Raw genomic sequence first — 22896 nt, 5'->3', positions numbered from 1 at the left:
CTACCTTCTACCTTGTGCCTTCTACCTTCTACCTTGTGCCTTCTACCTTCTTCCTTCTGCTATAAAATCGAGTGAAGCCATGTACAGCCTAGATATTAATTTTCTCAACGACCGGCCGGACTACAAACCTGTCGCAGCAGCCAAAAGCTCAGCTAAAAAAAGTTCCGGTGGAGCCAAAGACCAACTGCCCCTAATTGGGGCGCTGCTGTTTGCCTTCGGCCTCAACGCCGCAGTCATGGGCGCTTGGTGGTGGGCGACTAACGACAATACCAACTTGGCCGCACAACAAGCAACCATCGACGAAGAACTGGCAAAGTTAAACACTCAAGCCAACACCATCAAAGCCATCAACGCCGAAACCGACCAAGTTACCGCCGAATACAAAGCATTAGCCGGAGTATTCGACCAAATTAAACCTTGGTCGGCGATGCTGCAAGACCTGAGCGCCCGCACTCCGGCGGGAGTGCAAATTGCCAAAATCGAGCAAATCGACCCCAGTCCGTCCCCCGTTGCAGCAGCACCCCCTCCCCCCGCAGCAACTCCCGCTGCCTCCCCGGGGGCGAGTCCGTCTCCAGCCAGCCCCACCCCGGCTGCTGCTCCCGCCCCCGTCGTTCCGCCGCCGCAGGCAGCAAAAGTACAAATTTCAGGGATAGCAAGTACCTTTGCTCAAGTTAACGACTTTATGTTGCTAGTCCAGCGGTCTCCTTTCTTCCTCAACACCGATACCAAACTGGTAGCGGCCACATTAAAAAACAACCCCGCACAATTACAAGTGCGCAACCAAAACGCAGCAGCACCAGCAGAACTTCCCAAACTGCGGCCGGTGGTGGAATATAAAATTGAAACAACGCTCAGCCCGACGGGAGCCTCCGAGTTGCTCCCCGAGCTGCGGAGCAAGCAAGCAGACGGGCTAGCAATACGGATAGAAACACTTCAAGAAAAAGGAGTGCTAGAACCACAAAAACCAGAGGTGAAAAAACAATGACAGCAGCAAATGAGTTTATTCCCAGCGGCGGAAAAGCAGAAGAGTCCTCAGCTAAGGAAATATTCGGGATTAAGCTGACGCCCCAAGTCCAAGCAATCGGCGTCGCGGTTCTAGGTCTCGGAATTGCCGGCTACCTCGGCTACCAGTTCGTACTGCCCGAATTCCAAAAAAGCGGCGAATTCAAGCAAAAGCTTAGCGAAAGCAAGCAAACGCAACTGCAATTGCAAACTCAAATTCAAAAAAAGGCAGAAGCAGAAGCAAAGCAAGAAGAAGCAAAACAGCGCCGCGCCAACGTGACTGCAATGTTTGCCAGCGACGCCAGCGCCAACACGCTTTTGCTGGACATGACCCAACTGGTTAATAGAATCAACGCCGGCGTGCAAGGAGATGACCTCAAGGCTAAAATTACCAAATTTGAGCCGGATATCCCGCCAGCAGCAGCAACGGCCGCGCCGGGAGCTCCAGACCCAGATATTCTGGCCGATACCTCCTTCGGGCCGTCCCTGGCTGGCAAGCTCAGACGCAAAAAATTTAAGGTAGAGTTTGAAGGCACTTTCGCTCAAACCCGCAATTTTATGCGTAACTTGGAGTTGATGCAGTCGCTGTTGGTAGTGAGGAATTTGAAATCTGAATTGCTAGCATCAAATCAGGCAATTGAAGTTGACTTTTTGAAAGGGAAAATAGTTCCTGTGGAGCAGCCGCCAACTAAAATTAAAACTGCTTTTGACTTGCACGCGCTGCTGCCGTTAAAGCAAGAAGAAAAAGCGCAAATTCCGGCTCCGAGTCCTGTTGCTAAGTAGTGGTTGTTTGGCGGATATTAGCTATTATTCCCAAGTCGCTATTTCACAAAAATGGAGAATGCAGAAGGTAGAACTTTGAAGATTGAAGGTAGAAGTCAAAAAATTAGGAATGCCATCAAATAATTTATTATATGGCACTCAAAAATTCGGTCTTAGACCGAATTTATTCTAATATCAGTTCCAAAAAATAATGAAACTGTAGGATAGCTTCTAACCCTTATATCATCAGTTATTCCTAATCGAAAATCTAAAATCGAAAAGGGCATAACTTCTCCTTTCAAAAAGGATCGAATCGAGAATCTTTCAGTCAGTTTAGCAGCTAGCGACAAAAGACTGCTAACAACAAATAACAAAGTGTAGTTGAGGAGAGAACGTGAAACAGCATCTACGGTTAAGTGGAGGACTCTTATGCAGCGCTGCAGGAGTTATGATCGCCCAAGCCCCCGTCTTGGCAGTGCCGACTCAAGTCACAGGAGTGCAAGTAAGTCAAGGCAATAATGGGGTAAATATTGTCCTAGCTACGGAAAAGGGCGATCGCCCGCAAGTTTTCGCCATCAATAACGGCAATACTTACCAAGCCACAATTATTAACACCCAGCTCCGCTTGCCACAAGGCAACAGCTTCCGTCAAGATAACCCCGCTCCGGGAATTTCTTCAGTAGAAATCAGCCAGGTAGAGGCTAACAGCATCCGCGTTGTGGTGGCAGGCACCAACGGAGTTCCCAACGGACAAATTGTTCCGGGACAAGGCCAAAGCATCGTCCTCAGCGTTGCCGGACAGGGCGGGACTGCACAGTCTGCCCAAACTGCACCTCCGCCACCTCCGGGACTGCCGCTGAGCCAAACAGATCCCCGGCCGGCTCCCCAAATTCGCACGTCGCAAAACCCAGGCGTGCTGCTGCCAAATCCCGAAGTTACTGTTAGCAGAAACGATCGTCCGCCCCTCCCCAGCGAAATACAATCCCAGACAAATCAGGCGGCGCCTTTCCAGCCGCGGGCCGTGGCGCCGCCCTTGGGAGATATCGCGGTGTCTAACATCGCCCCAGGCGTGGGAAATATTGAACTGAGTTCGGGAGAACGCATCCCCCGCTTGGTGTTGCGGGATGCCCCAGTCCGAGACGTTTTAGCTCTGCTGGCCCGCGCTGCGGGATTGAACATCGCTTTTACAGGCGGCGGGGCCCCCGGTCAACCCGGCCAACCCGCGGTCGCACCGGGAGCGACAGGCTCCGATGAAGGGCCGAAGATTTCCTTGGACATCGAAAATGAGTCTGTGCAAGATGTTTTCAACTACGTGCTGCGGATTAGCGGGCTGCAAGCTAACCGCCAGGGGCGGACGATTTTTGTAGGGACTAGCTTGCCGATCGACTCGCGCAATATTATCATTCGGACTTTGCGGCTCAATCAAGTTCGGTCTACGGATGCAGCTAACTTTTTGAGCGCTCAAGGCGCGGAAACTCAACTGCCGATTACTCGGGTGACTATTCAAAGCGTGGGCCAGGGAAATGCGGCACGGGATGTGGAAATTAGGGAACCGGACATTAAGGCGATCGGCGCTAGGGAAGGCACCGGGCCGCTCTTGCTGAGGGGACTGTCGGTGCTGGCGGATTCTCGGCTCAATTCCATTACTTTAGTGGGCGACCCGCGCAAAGTTGACATGGCTGTGGCTTTCTTGACACAGCTAGATTTGCGCCGCCGTCAAGTGGCTGTCAACGTCAAGGTGATCGATATCAACTTGGCGGGAGCCAACGTCACCAACAGCAGTTTCTCTTTCGGAATTAATAACAATTTCTTCGTCAATGACAACGGAGCAGCAAGTCTCAATTTTGGTGGCATCAATCCGCCCAGCGGGACTGCCCTTACGGGGATCAACGCTCGACCGATCATCAACAACCCAGTAACCGGGGAGCCTTTCTACGATCCGAACGGCAGGCTACTTAACGTGCCGCTGACAGCACCGGGCGGCGGGTTGTTCGTGCAGCCGACAGCGCCGATTACTGATGACCCTAGGCGAATTGGGATTACCGATTACGAGCCGTTTGAGAGAGACTTAACCACTGGAGCGTTAAGCTCTGTGGGAAGTGCGACTTTCGGCTTGTTCCCGCTGTTCCAATATCCCAGGAGGTTCCTGTCGGCCTTGCGGGCAAGTATTACCAGCAACAATGCCAAAATCCTGACCGATCCGACTCTGGTTGTCCAAGAAGGGGAAACGGCGAATGTGAATATTACTGATGAGGTGATCACTAACATCACGTCGCAAACGCAGACTACAGGAAATACAAGTACCCAAACTGTGACGGCCGTCAAAGACAGGGCTGGTTTGCAGTTAGGGGTGGCGATCGATCGGGTTGACGACAACGGCTTTGTCTCTCTGCGGGTGAACCCGATTATCAGGACACCCGGCAACACTCAAAACCTTTCGACTGGCGCGAACACCAATCAGATCACTCTGCTGGGCGAGCGCTCGTTGCAATCGGGGTTAATTCGCCTGCGGGACGGTCAGACTTTGATTGTTTCGGGGATTATCCGCGACGAAGAACGGGTTACAGCGAACAAGATTCCGATTTTGGGAGATTTGCCGATTATCGGTTCCCTGTTCAGGAGTACCGATAAGAGGAACCAGCGGGCGGAGTTGATTGTATTGCTGACTCCGCAGATTTTGGATGATAGCGATCGATCGAACTTTGGCTACCAAAACAACATCAGTCCCGACGCGCGCCAACTGTTGCAGCGCAGTCAGCCCGTCCAGCCGAGGCAGTAGAGCGAAGGAAGAGGGAAGAGGGCATTGGTGTCAACTTAACGCTCTTTCCCCTCAGTCCGACAGGGGTTGAAACCCCTGCCTCAAAGCTAAAGTCCTCTAAAAGAGGACTATAGAACTCATTAGTCCTCTTTTAGAGGACTAGACATGACTCTTTCAGTCGTCTTCAGACTACTTCAGCTATGAGACAGGGACTTCTGTCCCTGGCGGGTTTCGGGAGAATGAAACAGCCCTGCCCCACGGGGGGAAGGAAAGAGCAGGAAATGAAGAACGGAGAAGGAAAAAAGTTTTCCTTTAGCTCTTGACAAATGACATTTTATTCTTTCTGTTTTTCATTTTTTTCAGATGTCACATCCACCGAGGCGAGAAATCTTCTCTCCTAAGTGGTATTTTTTTACCTAATTTTGGGTATTAATTCTAAAAAGTTGCCAAGTTCCATATAAATTAAAGGTTCCACCGATCCATAACGGTCGGCAAGACTTTAGAATAATGCAGTGAAAATTAGATGCTGTGGGGTTTTCAGCAATTAGAAACAAAAATTCCTTTTCTGACCAATTACCCTAGGGTAATTAGTATTCAGCAGGAGTTTTGAATTGGGGAAGCGGACAGGAGCCAAAGGGAACAACCCAAACCTCCCAAGCCACACCCCCATGCAGTTGATAACTCACAGCTAATAGTTGAACTCTGTTTGACGTATTTTGCAAACCCTGAAGGAGTGCGCAATGAACAAAGGTGAATTGGTTGATGTAGTGGCAGAAAAGGCTAGTGTCACTAAAAAACAGGCAGATGCTGTTTTGAGTGCAGCCTTGGAAGCAATCATGGAAGCTGTCTCCGACGGCGACAAGGTGACGCTGGTCGGTTTTGGCTCGTTTGAGTCGCGGGAACGCAAAGCCCGCGAGGGTCGCAATCCCAAAACTGGCGACAAGATGGAAATCCCAGCAACCCGAGTTCCTGCATTTTCCGCAGGGAAGTTGTTTAAGGACAGAGTTGCACCGCCGAAAAACGCGGAATAACTGGCGAACTGAGTCTTGATTAGACCTGTACACGGTGGGAATTTAGCTTGGGCAGCCGCACTGGCAGGCTGCCCTCCCTCTGCTATTCTCGATTTTTCTGCGAGTATCAGTCCTTTGGGCCCTCCTGAGTCGGCCCTGGATGCGATTCAAGCACACTTGAGCAGTCTGACGGCTTACCCAGACCCGGATTATGGAGAGCTCAGGACTGCTTTGGGTGAGGCTTTGAATGTTGACCCGGATTGGATTTTGCCGGGGAATGGTTCGGCGGAATTGTTGACTTGGGCGGCTTGGGATTTGTCGAAGCTGGAGGCGACTTATTTGGTGACTCCGGCTTTTGGCGATTACTGGCGGGCTCTTTCGGCTTTCGGGGCGAAGGTGCTCAAATGTCCTTTGGATCTCCAATTGTTGGACGCGGAGCCTGTTCGCCCGTTAGAAACGGATGATTTGTCGGTGTCTAACCGTTCCCTTGTCTCCCCTTCTTTCCATCTCCCGGTTCCTCTTGCTCTCAATGCCGATCGAGGTTTACTCCTGAACAACCCGCACAATCCTACGGGTTTGCTGTTTGGTAGGGAGGCGATTTTGCCTTATGTGAAGCAGTTAGGTATGGTGGTGGTAGATGAGGCCTTTATGGACTTTCTACCGCCTTCTGAGCAGGAAACTTTGATCGATGCTGTTGAGGAGTTTCCGAATTTGGTGATTTTACGATCGCTCACTAAATTCTATTCTCTGCCGGGACTGCGGTTGGGCTGTGCGATCGCCCATCCCGATATTCTGGACCGCTGGCAGTTGCAGCGCGATCCTTGGCCTGTGAATGCTTTGGCTGCTGCTGCTGCTGCTGCTGTGGTGCGAGATACTGTTTTTGAGCGGCAAACTTGGGATTGGCTGCCTGTGGCTCGCCGAGAGCTATTTGAGGGTTTGGCTAATTTACCGGGTTTGCAGCCAATTGCCGGGGCGGCTAATTTCTTGTTGGTTGAGTCGTCGATGTCGGTTTCTTTGATTCAAAAAAGTCTGTTGGAACGACACCGGATTTTGATTCGGGATTGTTTGAGTTTTCCTGAGTTGGGCGATCGGTTTTTTCGAGTGGCTGTGCGCTCAAGGGCGGACAATCTGCGGCTGATTGCTGGACTTGCCGAAGTTATTCGTTAGCTGAGAGTTGACAGTTGTCAGTTGTCAGTTGACTGTTGACTATTAACAACCAATAAAAGTTGACAAACCGATTTTATTGGTCGTTTGAGCGGACATCCCCAAGAAACCCGGTTTCTCTGATAAATCTTGGGTTTTGCAGCGAAATATCTAGGAAGAAACCGGGTTTCTGACCCCGCACGCGGATCGTCCTAAACTACTAACTAATGACTAATGACTACTGACCGAAAGCATCCAGGATACAAGCCCCCGGATTCATCCGTCCAGAAATAAAAAACCTGTATCCGATAAAGGAGCCCCCGAATTTATCCGTGGGGTCAATGCTTGAATCTAAAATCTAAAATCTAAAATCTAAAATCTAAAATCGATTGACTTCTTTATTTATGCTTGACTATGATTTAGTGATTATTGGTGGGACTCCGGCCGGACGCTATGCTGCTTTGACTGCAACTAATTTCCCGGCCCGCGTTGCTTTGGTGGAACCGCTAAGTAATTCGCAAGATTTGCCGACAGGGGGAAAAGAGTCGATCGACCTTGGTTTGAGATACAGCCAAACTTTGAGGGAGGCTGCTCGTTTTGCCCAGCAGATCAGCCGCCAGCAGTTGGGGGTTCGCTGGGAAGTCGCTAATTCCTCCATGCCGAGCGAATTGCGGTTTGACGGGGTTCTAAAGTGGGCAGAGGGTGTTGTTTCTAATTTGTCAGAAATAGATTCTCTCAGCGTTTTAGCTGCTCGCGGAGTCGATGTTATTTTTGGCAGCGGCGAGTTTGTTGCGAAACCGGATTTGGCTTTTGTTGTCGGCGGGCGTTCATTGCGATCGCTCAGTTATTTGCTAGCTTGTCCAACTCTGCCGGCGATTCCCAATATTGAAGGACTTTCGTCTGCTGGCTTTTTTACTTCGGAAACTGTCGGGGAATTAGCAAAACTTTCAGAGTTGCCTAAAAGTTTGGCTGTAATCGGCGCAGATCCCAGCGGTGTCGAAGTGGCTCAGACTTTTGCTCGGCTGGGGGTTGCTGTCACTTTGGTGGTGAAAAGTTCGCACATTTTGGCTAAAGAAGACCGGGAGGCTGCTGGTTTGGTGCAAGCTGGAATGGAAGCTGAAGGAGTGCGGATTCTGACTGCTACTGAGGTGACTCAAGCTAGGGTGATTGAGGGTAAAAAGTGGATTCAAGCTGGGCCAAGGGCGATCGAAGCTGAGGAGATTTTTCTGGCCGCCGGTAGAGGGCACAATTTTTCATCGTTAAATCTCGAAGCGGCTAAGGTTAAATTTAGCGCTCGGGGGGTGATTTTAAATGAAAAGCTGCAAACAACTAATCGCCGCATTTATGCGATCGGCGATGTTGCTGGGGGTTATCCGTTTCCTCACATCGCTAATTACGAAGCTGCGGTTGCTGTGAAAAATGCTTTGTTTTTGCCGCTGTTTCAAATAGATTATCGCGGGATTCCTTGGGCGATTTTTTCCGATCCGCAGTTGGCGAGGGTTGGCTTGACTGAAGCGCAAGCAAGGCGCCGTTTTGGAGACGATCTTATTGTTTGTCGGGAATATTTCAAGAATGTTGAAAGAGCTCAAATGTCCGGGGATACAACGGGTTTTTGTAAGATTGTCGGGCGTCGCAACGGGGAGATTTTGGGAGCGAGTATTGTGGGGCCGCAAGCTGCTGAGTTGATTCACGCGATCGCTTTGGCTGTGCGTCACGGGATGAAGGTTGAGGCGATCGCCCAACTTCCTTATATTTGGTCGAGTTTTTCGGCAATTAACGGTCAAACTGCTGCTCTTTGGGAGTCGCAGCGCTTGGGTAGCAATACTTTTTCGCGCAATTTATGGGAGAATCTGTTTCACTGGCGCAGGTATTGGAATAAGTAAATAAATCCAATGTTTGTAGTAGGAATTTGTGAAATTGCTATGATTACCCCCGAGTTAAAAAGTAACTTGCTAATAAGCTCGCTCAGCATTTAAATTGTGTGTCAACAAATAATCAAACCATGAGTGGCTCATTGCTCCGACGCCAGAAATATGCAATTTAAATGTACAACAACTTAACTAATAACCGATCGTCGCTACTCACTGATAACTAATGACTGCTGACTAATTATTGCTGGCGAGAGTGCAATGCTGGATTTGACAATCGCCGGTACAATGCGATCGCACGCCATTCTCGCCCCAGAAAGGTTTCTTGCGGCTGGCCCCACTTGCAGCGCGGCTAAACCACCAGTCAAAAATAATTCGCATCCGGGCCAACGCAGGTGTTTGTCTAAGACTGGCAAACCTTTAACTATTTCAAGGGGATGCGTTTCTAGCATTTCTTTGAATATGGGCTCGGCTGCAATGTCTAGTTTCGTGCCGGTTGCTAGCCAAATTCGATCGACAAATAACGTCTCCCCACCGCTGCAATCAACCGTCCATCTGTTATTTTCCCACCGCACGCCAACAACTTCGCACTGTTCGTGAAATGTCAGCTTTTCGCTGTGCGAGAGCCTCCGCAACTGTGTCATAATTTCCGGTGTCATCGAGCCACCGTTGCGGGCTTGTTGAATGGTTTCCCAACGTTTCTGGCAATCTGGTTCGGCGGCGAATCCTTTGAGGTATTTTGGCCCCAACCAACCGGGTTCGGCATCAAATAGTTTTTCTTGGAAATAGCGCCTCGTAATTAACAGGACTTTGGCTCCTCTGGCAATTGCTCCTACTGCTAAATGTCCGCTGGTTAGTCCGCCGCCGACAATTAATATTTGTTCTCCGTGCAATTGCAAATTTGGCAAATCTACTTGATGGGAGTGGCGAATTCTTTCGGCGGGATGCTGTGTTTGAATTTGATTTACCCACGCTGGTAAATACGGTTTTCCGCTTCCGGCGGCGACGATTACTCGGCGGGCGATCGCACTTTTTCCGTCTTCAAACCACAGGCGGAAACGGCCAAATTTCGGCTGAATGCGGGTAACTTTTGCTTTGATAACTCGATCGCCCAATTGCCACCGTCTAATTGTGTCCCCGCAAAATTCCTCAAATAACCGACTTCCAGGCAAATCGTAGGGGGGAAACAATTCCGAGGAGCGATTTTCGGCAAACCTTCGCAATTCGTAGGGGTTGGGATCTGGGTGGTGCACTGCGGGCGATCGTAAATGCCCAATTTCTAAAGCTGCAAATTGCCTCCGCCACTGAGTCAGCCATTCGCCGCTCGGATCGAATGCTAAAAGTTTATCCCGGAGGATCTTGCGTTTTTTTAATATGTGTGCTGTCAAAGTCAGGGCGTGGGGCCCAGCGCCGATTAAAGCTAAATCAATTTGGGGTGGCGTGGCTTCTGAGTTCGCTTGCATGAGAATTGCTGATTTGCGAATGATAACAATTCTCATCATAGGTTGATCGAGCATCAAGTTTACGCCTTTGGAGAGCAAGCAGGAGGGATGTTTCGCAGAAAGAGACAGGATACGCAAAAGCTCAGAAACCCGGTTTCTGAGAGCTTTCTGCCCTTCCTGGACGCACTGCGACGCTCAGAAACCGGGTTTTTTAGCTCACTGCAATGAAAACCGCGATCGGAAAGCGTCGGGGCGATCGTCCGTTGGCGTAGCGATACCTCAAGGGACGGTGTTCCGCCTGCTGCAGCAGTGACTAATTCCCGAATCAACACATTTAGTTGGATTGGTCAATCAGTAATTCATTTCCTGAAATTACTTGACAAGTAAAAAAAACTTAGCCGAATGGCGATCGCGGCGCTGCCTCAATTGCCAGATCTCCCGACGATGGTTGACGAACTCTAATCTCTGCTGGCAGTGCGTAATTGACTTCGGCTAGTTTCATTGTCCGTTTCTGAACTTTGGCATTTAATAGCTGATTCACTTCTTAGAGTTGGGCAGCTTGTTGTGGCATCTGGTCAAATAATTCAGCTTGCGATCGGGCAACCCCCAAGCGATCCGCAATCTTCTGGCGCACCAAGTCGATTTCGTCTGCTTGCGGCTTTAAATCCCGATCCGCCCCAATTGTACTGATGACATTAAATTACTATCTCAACTAAAAATTAGATTTTATAGGCGATCGCCTTCAAGCATCGGTTTCAAAAACACTCTTAAGTACCTGATTAGCCTCTGAAGTTCCTCTTCCCTCAACTGCTGTCGTTCAATCAGCGTTAGCGGAGTCATTTTCTACTTAGTCTCAACAGAAGTATCAACAGCTCTTACATAAAATATTAAGTCTGGTTTTTCAAATCGCTCTTTCATAATTTCTTGTTCAAAATATGTTAAGAAAAATGTAATTAATGCAGAGCAAGGCAGATAGAGCCACAATAGTAGATAGTAACTCTAAGAAGCTTCAGGCTGGATAGAAGTAGTAGGAATACGTAGGTATGACTAGCAGCACAAATCTTTTCCTAGGATATCACATTAACGAGCAAATATACGCAGGCACTCGAACTCTAGTGTATCGCGGCTTTCGCTCTTCAAATGGGCAGCCCGTCGCGATCAAAATGCTGCGAAATGACTTTCCCCGCTTCAACGAACTCGTTCACTTCCGCAACCAGTACGTCATTGCTAAAAACTTAGATATCCCCGGCAGTGTGAAGGCATACAGCCTGGAGACGTACCAGAACCACTATGCTCTGGTGATGGAAGACTTTGGGGGAATTTCCTTAAGTAGCTACCTCGCTAGTCTAGCGCCAGCAAGCAAGGAACCCCTAGAAGGCTTGCCCGTTAACGAGTTTCTGCCCGTGGCGATTCAAATTGCCAACTCACTCGACGGACTTCATCGCCACCGAGTCATCCATAAAGACCTCAAGCCCGCCAACATTCTGATTAATCCCACCAGCAAAGAAGTCAAGTTAATTGACTTCAGCATCGCTTCCCTGCTGCCGCGCGAAACCCAAGAAATTCAAAATCCCAACGTCCTCGAAGGCACTTTACCTTACATATCTCCCGAACAAACTGGGCGAATGAACCGAGGCATTGATTACCGCACAGATTTCTACTCGCTAGGAGTAACATTCTACGAATTACTAACAGGAAAGTTACCGTTCCAAACAGACGATCCAATGGATTTGGTACACTGCCACCTCGCCAAACAACCACTGGCAGCCTCAAGAGTCAACCAGAGTGTTCCATTGGTGCTGTCTGAGATTGTCAGCAAACTGATGGCGAAGAATGCTGAAGGTCGCTATCAAAGCGCGCTGGGACTCAAGTACGACTTAGAAACTTGCTTATCTCAGTGGCAAGAGACAGGGGCGCTGACTAACTTTAAAATAGGGCAGCGAGATTTGTGCGATCGCTTCATCATCCCCGAAAAATTGTACGGCAGAGAAGCCGAAGTGCAAACCCTGCTAGAAGCATTTGACCGGGTGAGTGCAGGCAGCACTGAAATGATGCTCGTTGCCGGTTTCTCCGGCATTGGTAAAACCGCCGTCGTCAACGAAGTCCACAAACCAATTGTCAGGCAGCGCGGCTACTTTATTAAAGGAAAATTCGACCAATTTCAACGAAACCTTCCCTTCTCAGCTTTTGTCCAAGCCTTTCAAGATTTAATCGGGCAGTTGCTTTCGGAAACAGACGCAAAAATCGAGCAGTGGAATTCAGAAATCTTAGCCGCTTTGGGCGAAAATGCGGGAGCAATTGTGGAAGTTGTACCCGAATTAAAATTTTTGATTGGAGAACAACCTCCCGTACCAGAACTCTCCGGCAGTGCCGCCCAAAATCGCTTTAATTTGTTATTTGAAAAATTTATCCAAGTTTTTACCACAAAGGAACATCCCCTAGTTATTTTCTTGGATGATTTGCAATGGACAGACTCAGCATCGTTAAAGTTGATACAACTTTTAATGAGCAACTTGGGGAGTCGCTATCTTTTCTTGATGGGAGCTTATCGAGATAACGAAGTTTTTCCAGCACACCCGTTAATGCTGACCTTGGCGGACATTGAAAAAGCCTCAGCAACGGTGAATACCATTACTCTAGCGCCGCTCCAGCAGTCGGATGTGAATGGTTTAATTGCCGATACTCTTGGTTGTTCAAAAGTGCTAGCACGACCTTTAACCGAACTGGTTTATCAGAAAACTAAAGGCAATCCATTTTTTAGCACCCAATTTCTCAAGTCATTGCATGAAGATGGATTAATTTCGTTTAATTTTGATATCCGTCACTGGCAGTGCGATATTGCAAAAGTAAGAACATTAGCGCTGACAGATGATGTAGTCGAATTCGTAGCAATTCAGTTACGGAAGTTGCCCGTCCAAACTCAAGAAGTTTTGAAGTTAGCAGCCTGTATTGGCAATCAATTTGAGCTAGCAACACTGGCAATTGTTGAGGAAAAATCGCTTGAAGAAACTGCACTAAACCTGTGGAAAGCTCTCCAAGAAGGGCTAATATTACCCATTAGCGAGGTTTATAAGTTTTACCAAGCAGAAGGAAATGAAAACGGGGAAAACGGTGATAAGGACAAATCTATCCCATTACCCATTACCCACGACCAATTACCCAAATACAGATTCTTACACGATCGCGTCCAACAAGCTGCCTATTCTCTGATTCCAGAAGACCAAAAGCGATCGACTCACTCAAAAATCGGTCAACTGTTATTACAGAATACGCCAGAAGCCGAGCGAGATGAAAGAATTTTTGATATTGTCAACCACTTGAATGTGGGAGTTGAGCTAATTACCCCGGAGGCAGAAGGGGAGCAATTAGCACGATTGAATCTGGTTGCTGGAAAGAAAGCCAAAGCTGCTACCGCTTATGTTGCTGCGGTTGAATATTTCAATTTTGGGAAGAAATTACTGACAGCCAATAGTTGGGAGAATCAATACGAACTAACATTAGCGCTGCATACCGAAGCAGCAGAAGCGGCATATCTAAGCGGTGACTTTGACCGGATGGAGACATTAGCATCAGTCGTGGAAAGCTGCGCCAAAACGCTACTGGAAAAAGTGAAGGTATATGAAGTACAGATAGAAGCTTATATGGCGCAAAATAAGCTACAGGAAGCGCTGAATACAGGGTTGCCAGTCTTAAAGCAGTTGGGGGTAGAGTTTCCCTCCGAGCCAAATTTCTCTGATATTGGACAGGCATTAGGAGAAACCGCGTCAATTTTGAGCGGAAAGGGAACTGAGGACTTAATCGATCTCCCTCTGATGACAGATCCTCAACAACTAGCAACTATAACGATTCTGTCAAGCCTATTTTCTCCTGCCTACGTAGCGCTGCCGCCACTCGCGCCTTTGGTAATTTGCAAACAGGTCAATTTATCTGTCCAATATGGCAATGCTTCTTTGTCTCCCTATGCTTTTGCCATATATAGTTTTCTTCTCTGTGGCATGGGAGATATTGAGCGGGGCTATCAATTAGGTGAACTTGCTTTACGTCTAGTGTCAAAATTAAATGCCAAAGAAATCCAAGCCAAGACATCCGCAATCGTGCATTCTGGTATTCAACCTTGGAAAGAACACCTCAGAAACACCTTAGAACCTTTGCTGTCAGATTATTTTTGTGGGCTGGAAACTGGAGAGTTAGAATTTGCTGGCTATGCTATCTATGAATACAGTTATTATTCGTATTTTATTGGCAAGCAACTAACGCAACTCGAACGAGAGATAGCAAGCTACGCAGATGCCGTTAGTAAAATTCACCAGGAAGCAGCACTCTCTTATCTAAAAATTTGTTGGCAAGCCGTTTTGAACTTGATAGGAAGATCGCAAGACCCATCCCATTTAAAGGGAGAAGCCTACGACGAAGAGACAATGTTGCAACTGTATCAGCGAACCAATAACTACCTAGGGATTCATTACTTATACTTGCACGAACTTGTGCTTTGTTATCTGTTTGAGAATTACCCCGAAGCATTTAAAAATATCGCTCAAATAGAAAGTTATTTGAGTGCAGCTTCAGGGCAGATAAGTATTGCCATCTTCTATTTCTACGATTCTCTAGTGAGGTTGGCGGTGTATTCTGATACTCCACACTCAGAGCAACAGGGCATACTTGACAGAGTACAAGCTAATCAAGAAAAAATGCAGAAATGGGGGCATCATGCCCCCATGAATCATCTGCATAAATTCTATCTAGTAGAGGCAGATCGGCATCGGGTTTTAGGCGAAAAAATAGAAGCCCTTGAGATGTACGACAAGGCTATTGCCCTCGCCAAAGAGAACGAATACCCCAACGAAGAAGCTCTAGCTCACGAACTCGCCGCTAAATTCTATTTGGAATGGGGCAAAGAAAAACTCGCACAACCTTATCTAATTGATGCTTATTACGCCTACGCTCGTTGGGGAGCAAAAGCGAAAATTGACCATCTAGAAAAGCGTTATCCCCAATTGCTGGCTGCTATCCTACAACCGAATCAAACTCGCCAGCATCCAAACGAAACCATTCACACCTCTACCAATGGTGCATCATCTATCTCTAGCACAAATAAGACTATTATTGGCAGCACGAGCAGTTCGGAATTAGTAGATTTGCCGACAGTAATCGAAGCTTCTCAAGCTCTCTCCAGCGAAATCGAGCTAGAGCAATTGCTGACTACTTTGATGCAAGTGGTTGTGAAGAATGCCGGAGCACAAACCGGAGCATTAATTTTAAATGAAGAGCGAAATTGGAGAGTTGCCGTCCACTGTACAAATCGTCAAGATTGCCATCTAGACTCTCTGCTAGTTGAAGAAAGTCAAGCAATTCCTCTGAGCTTAATTAATTACGTCAAACGCACAAAAGAAACCTTAGTGTTTGATAATGTCAGCACTCAAACCACGTTTGCTTCTGACTCTTACATCATCCAACAGCAACCTAAGAGTGTTTTATGCACTCCCATTCTCCATCAAGGCAAAGTAATGGGGATTTTGTATATAGAGAATAATGTCACAATCGGAGCATTTACACGCGATCGCGTCGCCATCCTCAACATCCTCTGCTCGCAAGCTGCCATTTCCTTACAGAACGCCCGACTGTATCAACAATCTCAGGAATATGCCCAAAAACTAGAGCTTTATCTTCACGATCTCAAACAGATGCAGTTGCAATTGGTGCAAGGTGAGAAGATGTCTGCTCTCGGCAATCTCGTGGCAGGAGTAGCCCACGAAATTAACAATCCCGTAGGTTTTATTGCCGGCAACTTACAGCCAGCTCAAGAATACCTACAAGATTTGTTCGAGCTAATCGATGTATATCAAGATAGTTTTCCCAAGCCAGGAGCTAAAGTTGAAGAAAAAATCGAGGATATAGACTTGGAGTATTTGCGAGAAGATTTGCCCAAATTGATTAGCTCAATGAAAGAGGGAGTCGATCGCATCCGCAATATCAGTACGAGTTTGAGAACGTTTTCAAGGGCAGATAGCGATCGACCAGTTGCTTTCAATATTCACGACGGACTAGAGAGCACTCTGCTGATTCTCAAGCACCGTTTAAAAGCCAGCGAGTTCCGCCCTGCCATTGAAGTTGTGAAAGAGTATGGTAACTTGCCCCTAGTAAAATGTTTTCCCGGACAGTTAAACCAGGTATTTATGAACGTACTGGCCAATGCCATTGACGCTCTGGAGGAGTCAAATAAGGGGCGGAGTTTTAATGAAATTAAAGCCCGACCCAATCAAATCACGGTTCAAACTGCTCTGAGCGAATCCAACAATCAGGTTTTGATTCGGATTAAGGATAATGGAGTGGGGATGTCGAACTCTGTCCAGGAAAACATCTTTAACCACTTATTCACAACCAAATCTGTGGGTCAAGGAACCGGATTAGGATTGTCTATAGCCCGCCAAATTGTGGTGGAAAAACATGGAGGTACGTTACTCGTGAATTCTTCCGCGGGGCAGGGTTCGGAGTTTCTGATTTCTATTCCGGGGTGAGCAGTTTGTAGTAGCTATTTAGCGCAATTAGCGCCGCCTCGCAACTGCGAGCCAAGTTATTAGAAGAAAGAGCGAACGGGAAATGGGGAACGAGCAACCGGCTAGGGGTTCTCTTGCTAAGAATTAGCGACTTGGGGCTAGGGAAAGAAAGAATATACTAATTCCCTTATCCTCCGCCCGCACCTTATTCGTGATTGAGACAGCGGTTTGCAACCGCCTGCTTTACAAACACTCTTCCCTTTTTTTTTGTTCCCAGTTTCGACTTAAAAGTTCCCTTGAGATTTTAAGCCTCTACCTTACCAAAATGAAGGCCGCTATTATGCTACTGAGATTGTGGAGTTGAATTTCATAATTTGAAAGTTGAATTTCCGACCTAAAAACTCTATCGCACTTTACGGCTGTTCGATCGGCAATTCTATGATAAACTCGGCTCCGTGGCCCAGTGCAGACACGCAGCTCAGTTTGCCACCGTGTTCTTGGACAACTTTGTAAGAAATTGACAAGCCTAAACCGGTGCCTTTGCCGGCGGGTTTGGTGGTAAAAAAAGCCTCGAATAGCTGCTGGGAAACTTCTTCTGGCATACCGGGGCCGTTGTCAGAAATCCTAATGACAGCATTGGAGTTTTGGACTTCTGTCCTAATTTTAATTTTGCTGCGGTTAGCTTTGGCTTCGGGAACTGAATCCCCTTCGTTGTATTCCTCGATCGCGTCGATCGCATTTCCGATCAAATTCATAAATACCTGATTGATTTTCCCCGCATAACACTCAACCAAAGGCAAATTTCCATAGTCCTTAATTACCGCAATTTCCGGATAGTTGCCTCTGGCTTTCAGGCGGGTTTGCAGGATCAGCAGCGTTCCTTCAATCCCTTCGTGCAGGTTAACTTTGCTCATTTGAGAATCATCTTTGCGGGAAAAATTCCTGAGAGATCGCACGATTTCCCGAATGCGATCGGCCCCAACCTGCATCGAAGACATCGCTTTCGGCAAATCTTCTAGCAGAAACTCTAGGTCGATATCCTGAATTTTACCTTTAATTGCTGCCGGCGGCTGCGGGCAGTGCTTCTGGTACATATCGATCAAATTCAGCAAATCTTCCGTGTAGTGGCCGACGTGGACGAGATTGCCGCAGACGCTGCTAACGGGATTGTTAATTTCGTGAGCGACACCAGCTACCATTTGACCGAGAGTAGACATTTTCTCTGTGTGAATTAATAGAGCTTGAGTTTGCTGCAATTCGTGCAAAGTATTTTCTAATTGAAGTTTTTGTTGGGTTAACTCTGTTTGGGATCGCAGCAAAGCTTCTTCACTGCGTTTCTGCTCGGAAATATCAGTAATTAACCCTTCCAAAGCTATCAATTCTCCCGAGTCGGAAAACACTCCCAAACCTTGCTCCCAAACCCATTTTAATTCGCCATTTTTAGAAGTAATTCGGTAATTTAGCTGATAGGGTCGATTTTCTTGCAAGGCAACTTGCACGGCATTCCACAAATTATCGCGATCGTCCGGGTGAGTCAATTCCGAGAGAGAAATTTGCCGAGTGCCGATAAATTCTTCAGGAGAATAGCCTGCTAACTGATAGCAACCTTCGCTGACAAACTCCATACTGCGATCGGCATCGTTGCGAAAACGGTAGGCCATCCCCGGCAAATTGCTCATCAGCGTCGCCAAGGCCCGCTGGCTTTCCCGTAGGGCTTCTTCGGCGTGTTTGCGATCGGTAATATCCGTCATCACCGCCAGCATACAGAGTTCGCCGTCCAAGTTAATCAATTCCGCTGACAGCAAACACACCACCACCGATCCCGACTTCATCCGAAACTCGCATTCCTGATTGCGAACAACACCTTGTTCGTGCAAACTTTGTCTAAAATTAACTCGGTCTTGAGACCTTACCCAAATATTTAACCCCGGTACTGTATTCCAGATCGTTTCTTCTAAAGCATAACCAATCATCGACAGAAAACTATCATTAACTTCAATAAAACGACCCTCAGCAAAAGTAGTAATAATCATCGGATCAGGGCTAGATCTAAAAGCCTTAGAAAACTTTTCTTCCGATAAACTCAACTTTTTAATAGCCTCTTCCAACTGACTTGTCCGCTCTTTAACCCGGCATTCCAATACCTCATTAGCCTGCTTCAGGGCTTCCTCAGCCTGCACCCGATAAGTGATATCGCGCACCACGCCTTGCAGCCCTATTTTGCCGCCGATATCCATAGAAGTTAGCAGCACTTCCGCCGGAAACTCAGAACCATCCAAACGGCAGTGCCGCCAGTCAAAACGGCAATTTCCCGATCGCAGAGCCGTATTAATTCGATCTTGAGAAAGACTCATAGAATCTTGCCCGTCCGGTTGCAACGGCGGGCTGAACTCCGAAGGATGCTTGCCGCAAAACTCCGACTCAGTGCTGCATCCAAATAACTTTAAAGTAGCCGGATTGCAATCCAAAAAACCCTCTTCGTCTAGCAGCATTACCGCATCAGTCGTCGATTCGTACAAAGTGCGAAACTTTTTTTCCGACGCCTGCAAAGAAGCAATCAATTGCATCTTTTCCTCAGCCGCCCGCTTTTGATCGGTAATATCCTGCATTACTTGAGAAAAGCCCTGCAACTTTCCGCTTTCATCGCGCAAAGGAGTAACAATAATATTCCCCCAAAACCGCGAGCCGTCTTTGCGAAGTCGCCAGCCTTCATTTTCGTATCGACCTTCTGCCACCGCCCCGATTAATTTTTCTTGGGGTTTGCCGATTTCAAGATCTTCTTTCGTGAAAAAACACTCCGAGTTATTGCCGATTATTTCATGAGCTCTGTATCCCAAAATGCGTTCTGCACCAGAATTCCAGCTAGCTACATACCCCTCAGTATCTAACATAAATATAGCATAATCCTTAACACCTTCAATTATTAAACGCAGGCGTTCCTCGCTTTCTCGAAGTCCAGATTCTGCCTGCTTGCGCTGGGTGATATCTTCTACAAAACCTTCGTAGTAGAGCAATTTGCCCGCTTCATCGCAGACAGCCCGCGCATTTTCAGCGATCCAAATTATTGTTCCGTCCCGCCGATAAATCTGCGACTCAAAATCAGATACGATGCCCTGTTCTTGCAAAGCAGAAACAAACTGATCGCGCCGATCGGGATTGACGTAAAGCTGATCGCTGATATCAGTCAGACAACTCATCAATTCTGCTGCGGAATTATATCCGTAGATGCGAGCCAAAGCTGGGTTAGCGCTGATGTAGCGACCGGATTCGGTTGTTTGAAAAATGCCCGACACAGCATTTTCAAACATACTGTAATATTTTGCTTCCATTTGGTGCAGTGCCTCCGCGACATTCAGGCATTCTATCGCTTTATTTTCTAATTTTTGTTTTCCCACTTGTGAATACCCTGCTCTTGGATTTGAGTTGAATATTTTTGGTCTACCGCCTGTTTAACTTCAGCCGTTAATGAGGCAGAAAGATGCTGTGGCACAGCCGGACACAAATGTGTTTATTCATCTGTCATACAGGGCTGTTAGTTGTTAGTTGTTGCCGATCGAAGTTTAGTTTATCCGGTCTGTCTTTCTTTGAGCCGTGACTGGCTGTCACAATCGGATCGCCAAATCGATCGGCCTGCGGTGCAGGTATCGGAAGAAAACCCGCTCGTTGAAATCTCCCTGAAATATATTAGCAGTTGAATACCCTGATATAAATTAGCGGCAAGGCTGTTGTTACAATAAAAAGCAGGGACTTCTAGAACCGCAAAAGTCTATTTTTATGATTTGGGTGAGAGTGCGATCGACTCTTACCCAAGACAACTAACCCGCCTGTATGAGCTAAACGCTCCCTGTCCGTGCTGTCAGTCGATTTGAGATTTTAGATTTTAGATTAAAGAATTGACTCCACAGATGAATCTGGGGCTCCCTAATGTCTAAAATTTTTTGGTCTCCACAACTCCTGTCGGAAACTTTTATCGGTCTTTGGGCGCTCTGAGTTACTGTTAAGTATTCTTTCTGATAGATAATACAGCAGACTGCTGGCAGTTGTACGATCGGGGGTTTCTCTGTAAAGTTGGCACAACAATAGGGTAATTGTTGTATCAAAAAATTCATATTCGGCTGCTGCGGGGGGACAAATTCTGTTGCGGTGCTGGCATTTGGGCAAAAATCTGGGTGCAGGTGCGCAAAATTTGGTCGGCAAGTCTGGTAAAATCCCGATCGATTCTCGGTTTGGCCGAAAAGCTCGATCGGGCTAAATTTGACTAGAACTAATAAATGACAGATTCCCCTCTACTAGCAACGCCAGAGTTATCTCCTGCTTCAACCCACACGGCGGATTCTCCTCTGTGGCCACTCCTCCTGCAACAACTGTTAGACAGACAATCTCTCTCACGCGCCCAAGCAGCAGACTTGATGCAGGGATGGCTAGCAGAATCTATTCCCCCCGTCCTTTCAGGAGCAATTTTAGTGGCCCTCCAAGCCAAAGGCATCTCTGCCCAAGAATTGGCAGGAATGGCTCAGGTATTGCATTCTCAGTCGCTTGCAGGCGAATCCGAGAGCGTTTTCAATCCCAAATCCTCAATCTCCAATCTCCAATTAATTGATACTTGCGGCACAGGCGGCGACGGCGCTTCCACGTTTAACATTTCCACTGCTGTAGCTTTTGTGGCCGCCGCAGGCAAAGTTCGAGTTGCCAAACACGGAAATCGATCGGCATCGAGCAAAGTGGGCTCTGCTGACGTGTTGGAAGCACTCGGAGTCAACCTCAACGCCGATGGCGCGAAGGTAAGAGCTGCGGTAGACTCCGTGGGTATCACCTTTTTATTTGCGCCGGGGTGGCATCCAGCACTTAAGGCTGTAGCGTCGCTCAGGCGCACTTTGAAGGTGCGGACTGTTTTTAACCTTTTAGGGCCCCTTGTCAATCCTATGCGCCCTACAGGGCAGGTAATCGGGGTGTTCGATCCCAGTCTGGTATCAACTATTGCTCAAGCTTTGGGCGAGTTGGGGACTGAGTTAGCTGTAGTCGTTCACGGCAGAGAAAAATTGGACGAGGCGGGTTTGGGTGATGTGACTGATTTGGCGGTTTTGTCGGACGGCAAAGTCGAACTCACTACTTTAGATCCTGAAAAGGTAGGATTGACACCAAGTGCGATCGGCTCGTTAAAAGGCGGAAATGTTGAGGAAAACGCCGATATTTTGCGGAACGTTTTGCAAGGCAAAGGTACGCGAGCACAAATGGATGTTGTAGCTTTGAATGCGTCTTTGGCTTTTCAGGTGGGAGGTGCAATTCCTATGGGTTCTCACGCAGCAGGAGTTTCTCTGGCTAAGGACATTTTATTGAGCGGCGAATCTTGGTTGAAGTTGCAGCAGTTGATTGAGTTTTTGAAATGAAGGAAGAAGGAAGTTCGGCAACGGATTTTGTAACGGATGTAACGGATGGAAGAAGGATGAAGGATGAAGGAATTTTTTGTTTTAACTAACCAACAAGAAAAATTATTGAATTTTCAATTTTTCTTTACTTCTTCCTTCTTCCTTCTTCCTTCTTCCTTCTTCCTTCTTCCTTCTTTTTAAGAGCGCGGTCGAAATTCAATCACATCTTGCTTAATCGTTATGTCTTTATTACCAAAAAAATCGTGACCCAAAAGTCCGATATCTAGGGATGGCGAGATGGCAACAACTACATTTTGAACTGCCAGACCCCCAGCTTCAATAGAAGTCAGGCGACCGAGGGGGAAAGTAGCCACTCCGTTCGGAGTTTGTGCTTGCACTGTTCCCTGGAGAACAAGGCCCAAGGCTTTAGCCATTGCTGGTGTAATTACTGTGCCACTAGCTCCAGAATCTACCATCATCTCGAACTTTTGTTTGCCGTTAAATGTGACTTCTATGACGGGGATATTAGCCTCTCTGCGTTTGATTTTTGCCTGAAATACTCCAGACTTGGCCGCCGCGGGCGAAGTAGCGGGATTCAATGCTTCGGGGAGAAAACCGCAAACTGATTGGCTGAGGTTGAGGGTTCGGCCTGAGGAGCTGCGCATGAAGCATCCCTCAGTTTCTTGAGCCACTGCTCGCGAGGAGTTGGCAACAGTCCCTACTAAAATTGAACTGCTCAGAGAAATAACTGTTGTTAACACCAGTAACGGTTGGCGCAGGTTTTGAGCGTTCAGTAGATGCTTGTATAAGTTTGAGAGTAAAGGCAAGGGAGATTTGCTAGCCATAGTTTGATTAAACGGTGTAGCTCGATCGTAACAGCGACAACTGCCTTTTGGTATAGATTTAGACTTTCCGCCCGCCCTCACAAGCTGCTGGTAGATAAATTGCTGGTCGAGAGGGAGATGGAGAGAGTAGAAGATGCCGAGGGTGAGGAGTGGGACAATTTGCACTTGTTGCAACTTTTTGATTACCTGTTGCTTCTGCCTCCGGC

Annotated in this window: 14 protein-coding genes; 10 read left to right on the top strand and 4 right to left on the bottom strand. The window is 47.5% G+C overall.

The window, feature by feature from the left end; all coding sequences use genetic code 11:
- Nucleotides 1–79 precede the first annotated feature (79 nt).
- The 6 genes from E5S67_RS06025 (at nucleotide 80) to E5S67_RS06000 (ending at nucleotide 8558) form a co-directional block, all read left to right on the top strand.
- Nucleotides 80–985 (top strand): PilN domain-containing protein, encoded by a 906-nt coding sequence (locus E5S67_RS06025; protein WP_172186161.1) that lies wholly within the window; start codon nucleotides 80–82, stop codon nucleotides 983–985.
- The gene (locus tag E5S67_RS06020; RefSeq protein WP_172186160.1) at nucleotides 982–1785 is read left to right on the top strand and encodes a pilus assembly protein PilO; all 804 of its coding nucleotides are present in this window, start codon (nucleotides 982–984) and stop codon (nucleotides 1783–1785) included. The genes E5S67_RS06025 and E5S67_RS06020 overlap by 4 nt, the downstream gene beginning before the upstream one ends.
- Nucleotides 1786–2158: 373 nt before the next feature.
- A complete protein-coding gene (locus E5S67_RS06015) occupies nucleotides 2159–4543 on the top strand; it encodes an AMIN domain-containing protein (RefSeq protein WP_172186159.1) in 2385 nt (794 codons plus the stop codon).
- Nucleotides 4544–5262: 719 nt separating this feature from the next.
- Complete coding sequence (locus E5S67_RS06010; RefSeq protein WP_172186158.1) at nucleotides 5263–5553, top strand: HU family DNA-binding protein; 291 nt, start codon at nucleotides 5263–5265, stop codon at nucleotides 5551–5553.
- A 15-nt stretch (nucleotides 5554–5568) separates the two neighbouring features.
- Nucleotides 5569–6699, top strand: coding sequence for a threonine-phosphate decarboxylase CobD (gene cobD / locus E5S67_RS06005; protein WP_172186157.1), 1131 nt, complete (start codon nucleotides 5569–5571; stop codon nucleotides 6697–6699).
- Nucleotides 6700–7064: 365 nt separating this feature from the next.
- Nucleotides 7065–8558 (top strand): dihydrolipoyl dehydrogenase family protein, encoded by a 1494-nt coding sequence (locus tag E5S67_RS06000; RefSeq protein WP_343045289.1) that lies wholly within the window; start codon nucleotides 7065–7067, stop codon nucleotides 8556–8558.
- Between the two features lie 194 nt (nucleotides 8559–8752).
- On the opposite strand, the gene E5S67_RS05995 is transcribed toward E5S67_RS06000, so the two are convergent.
- Nucleotides 8753–10006: an FAD/NAD(P)-binding protein gene (locus E5S67_RS05995; RefSeq protein WP_172186184.1), complete on the bottom strand. Its 1254-nt coding sequence runs from the start codon at nucleotides 10004–10006 to the stop codon at nucleotides 8753–8755.
- Nucleotides 10007–10073: 67 nt separating this feature from the next.
- Here E5S67_RS05995 and E5S67_RS32270 point away from each other — a divergent pair, with 67 nt between their 5' ends.
- Nucleotides 10074–10298 carry a hypothetical protein gene (locus E5S67_RS32270; RefSeq protein ID WP_216670224.1) on the top strand — a complete coding sequence of 75 codons (225 nt, stop codon included), beginning with the start codon at nucleotides 10074–10076 and terminating at the stop codon, nucleotides 10296–10298.
- Nucleotides 10299–10379: 81 nt separating this feature from the next.
- On the opposite strand, the gene E5S67_RS32265 is transcribed toward E5S67_RS32270, so the two are convergent.
- A complete protein-coding gene (locus E5S67_RS32265) occupies nucleotides 10380–10526 on the bottom strand; it encodes a hypothetical protein (RefSeq protein WP_216670222.1) in 147 nt (48 codons plus the stop codon).
- 502 nt (nucleotides 10527–11028) lie between these two features.
- Between E5S67_RS32265 and E5S67_RS05990 the strand changes: the two genes are divergently transcribed.
- A complete protein-coding gene (locus E5S67_RS05990; protein WP_172186155.1) occupies nucleotides 11029–16500 on the top strand; it encodes a trifunctional serine/threonine-protein kinase/ATP-binding protein/sensor histidine kinase in 5472 nt (1823 codons plus the stop codon).
- A gap of 392 nt (nucleotides 16501–16892) precedes the next feature.
- On the opposite strand, the gene E5S67_RS05985 is transcribed toward E5S67_RS05990, so the two are convergent.
- Nucleotides 16893–19874 (bottom strand): PAS domain S-box protein, encoded by a 2982-nt coding sequence (locus E5S67_RS05985; RefSeq protein ID WP_172186154.1) that lies wholly within the window; start codon nucleotides 19872–19874, stop codon nucleotides 16893–16895.
- A 696-nt stretch (nucleotides 19875–20570) separates the two neighbouring features.
- Between E5S67_RS05985 and E5S67_RS05980 the strand changes: the two genes are divergently transcribed.
- The gene (locus E5S67_RS05980; RefSeq protein WP_216670221.1) at nucleotides 20571–20741 is read left to right on the top strand and encodes a hypothetical protein; all 171 of its coding nucleotides are present in this window, start codon (nucleotides 20571–20573) and stop codon (nucleotides 20739–20741) included.
- Nucleotides 20742–20750: 9 nt separating this feature from the next.
- Nucleotides 20751–21866, top strand: coding sequence for an anthranilate phosphoribosyltransferase (trpD, locus tag E5S67_RS05975; RefSeq protein WP_172186152.1), 1116 nt, complete (start codon nucleotides 20751–20753; stop codon nucleotides 21864–21866).
- A gap of 176 nt (nucleotides 21867–22042) precedes the next feature.
- Here the strand turns inward: trpD and E5S67_RS05970 are convergent, their stop codons facing one another.
- Nucleotides 22043–22855 carry a retropepsin-like aspartic protease family protein gene (locus tag E5S67_RS05970; protein WP_339382747.1) on the bottom strand — a complete coding sequence of 271 codons (813 nt, stop codon included), beginning with the start codon at nucleotides 22853–22855 and terminating at the stop codon, nucleotides 22043–22045.
- Nucleotides 22856–22896: the final 41 nt, after the last annotated feature.

It is taken from the genome of Microcoleus asticus IPMA8 (genome assembly GCF_013179805.1).
GTDB lineage: Bacteria > Cyanobacteriota > Cyanobacteriia > Cyanobacteriales > Microcoleaceae > Microcoleus > Microcoleus asticus.
This window is presented reverse-complemented; position numbering and strand designations above follow the sequence as displayed.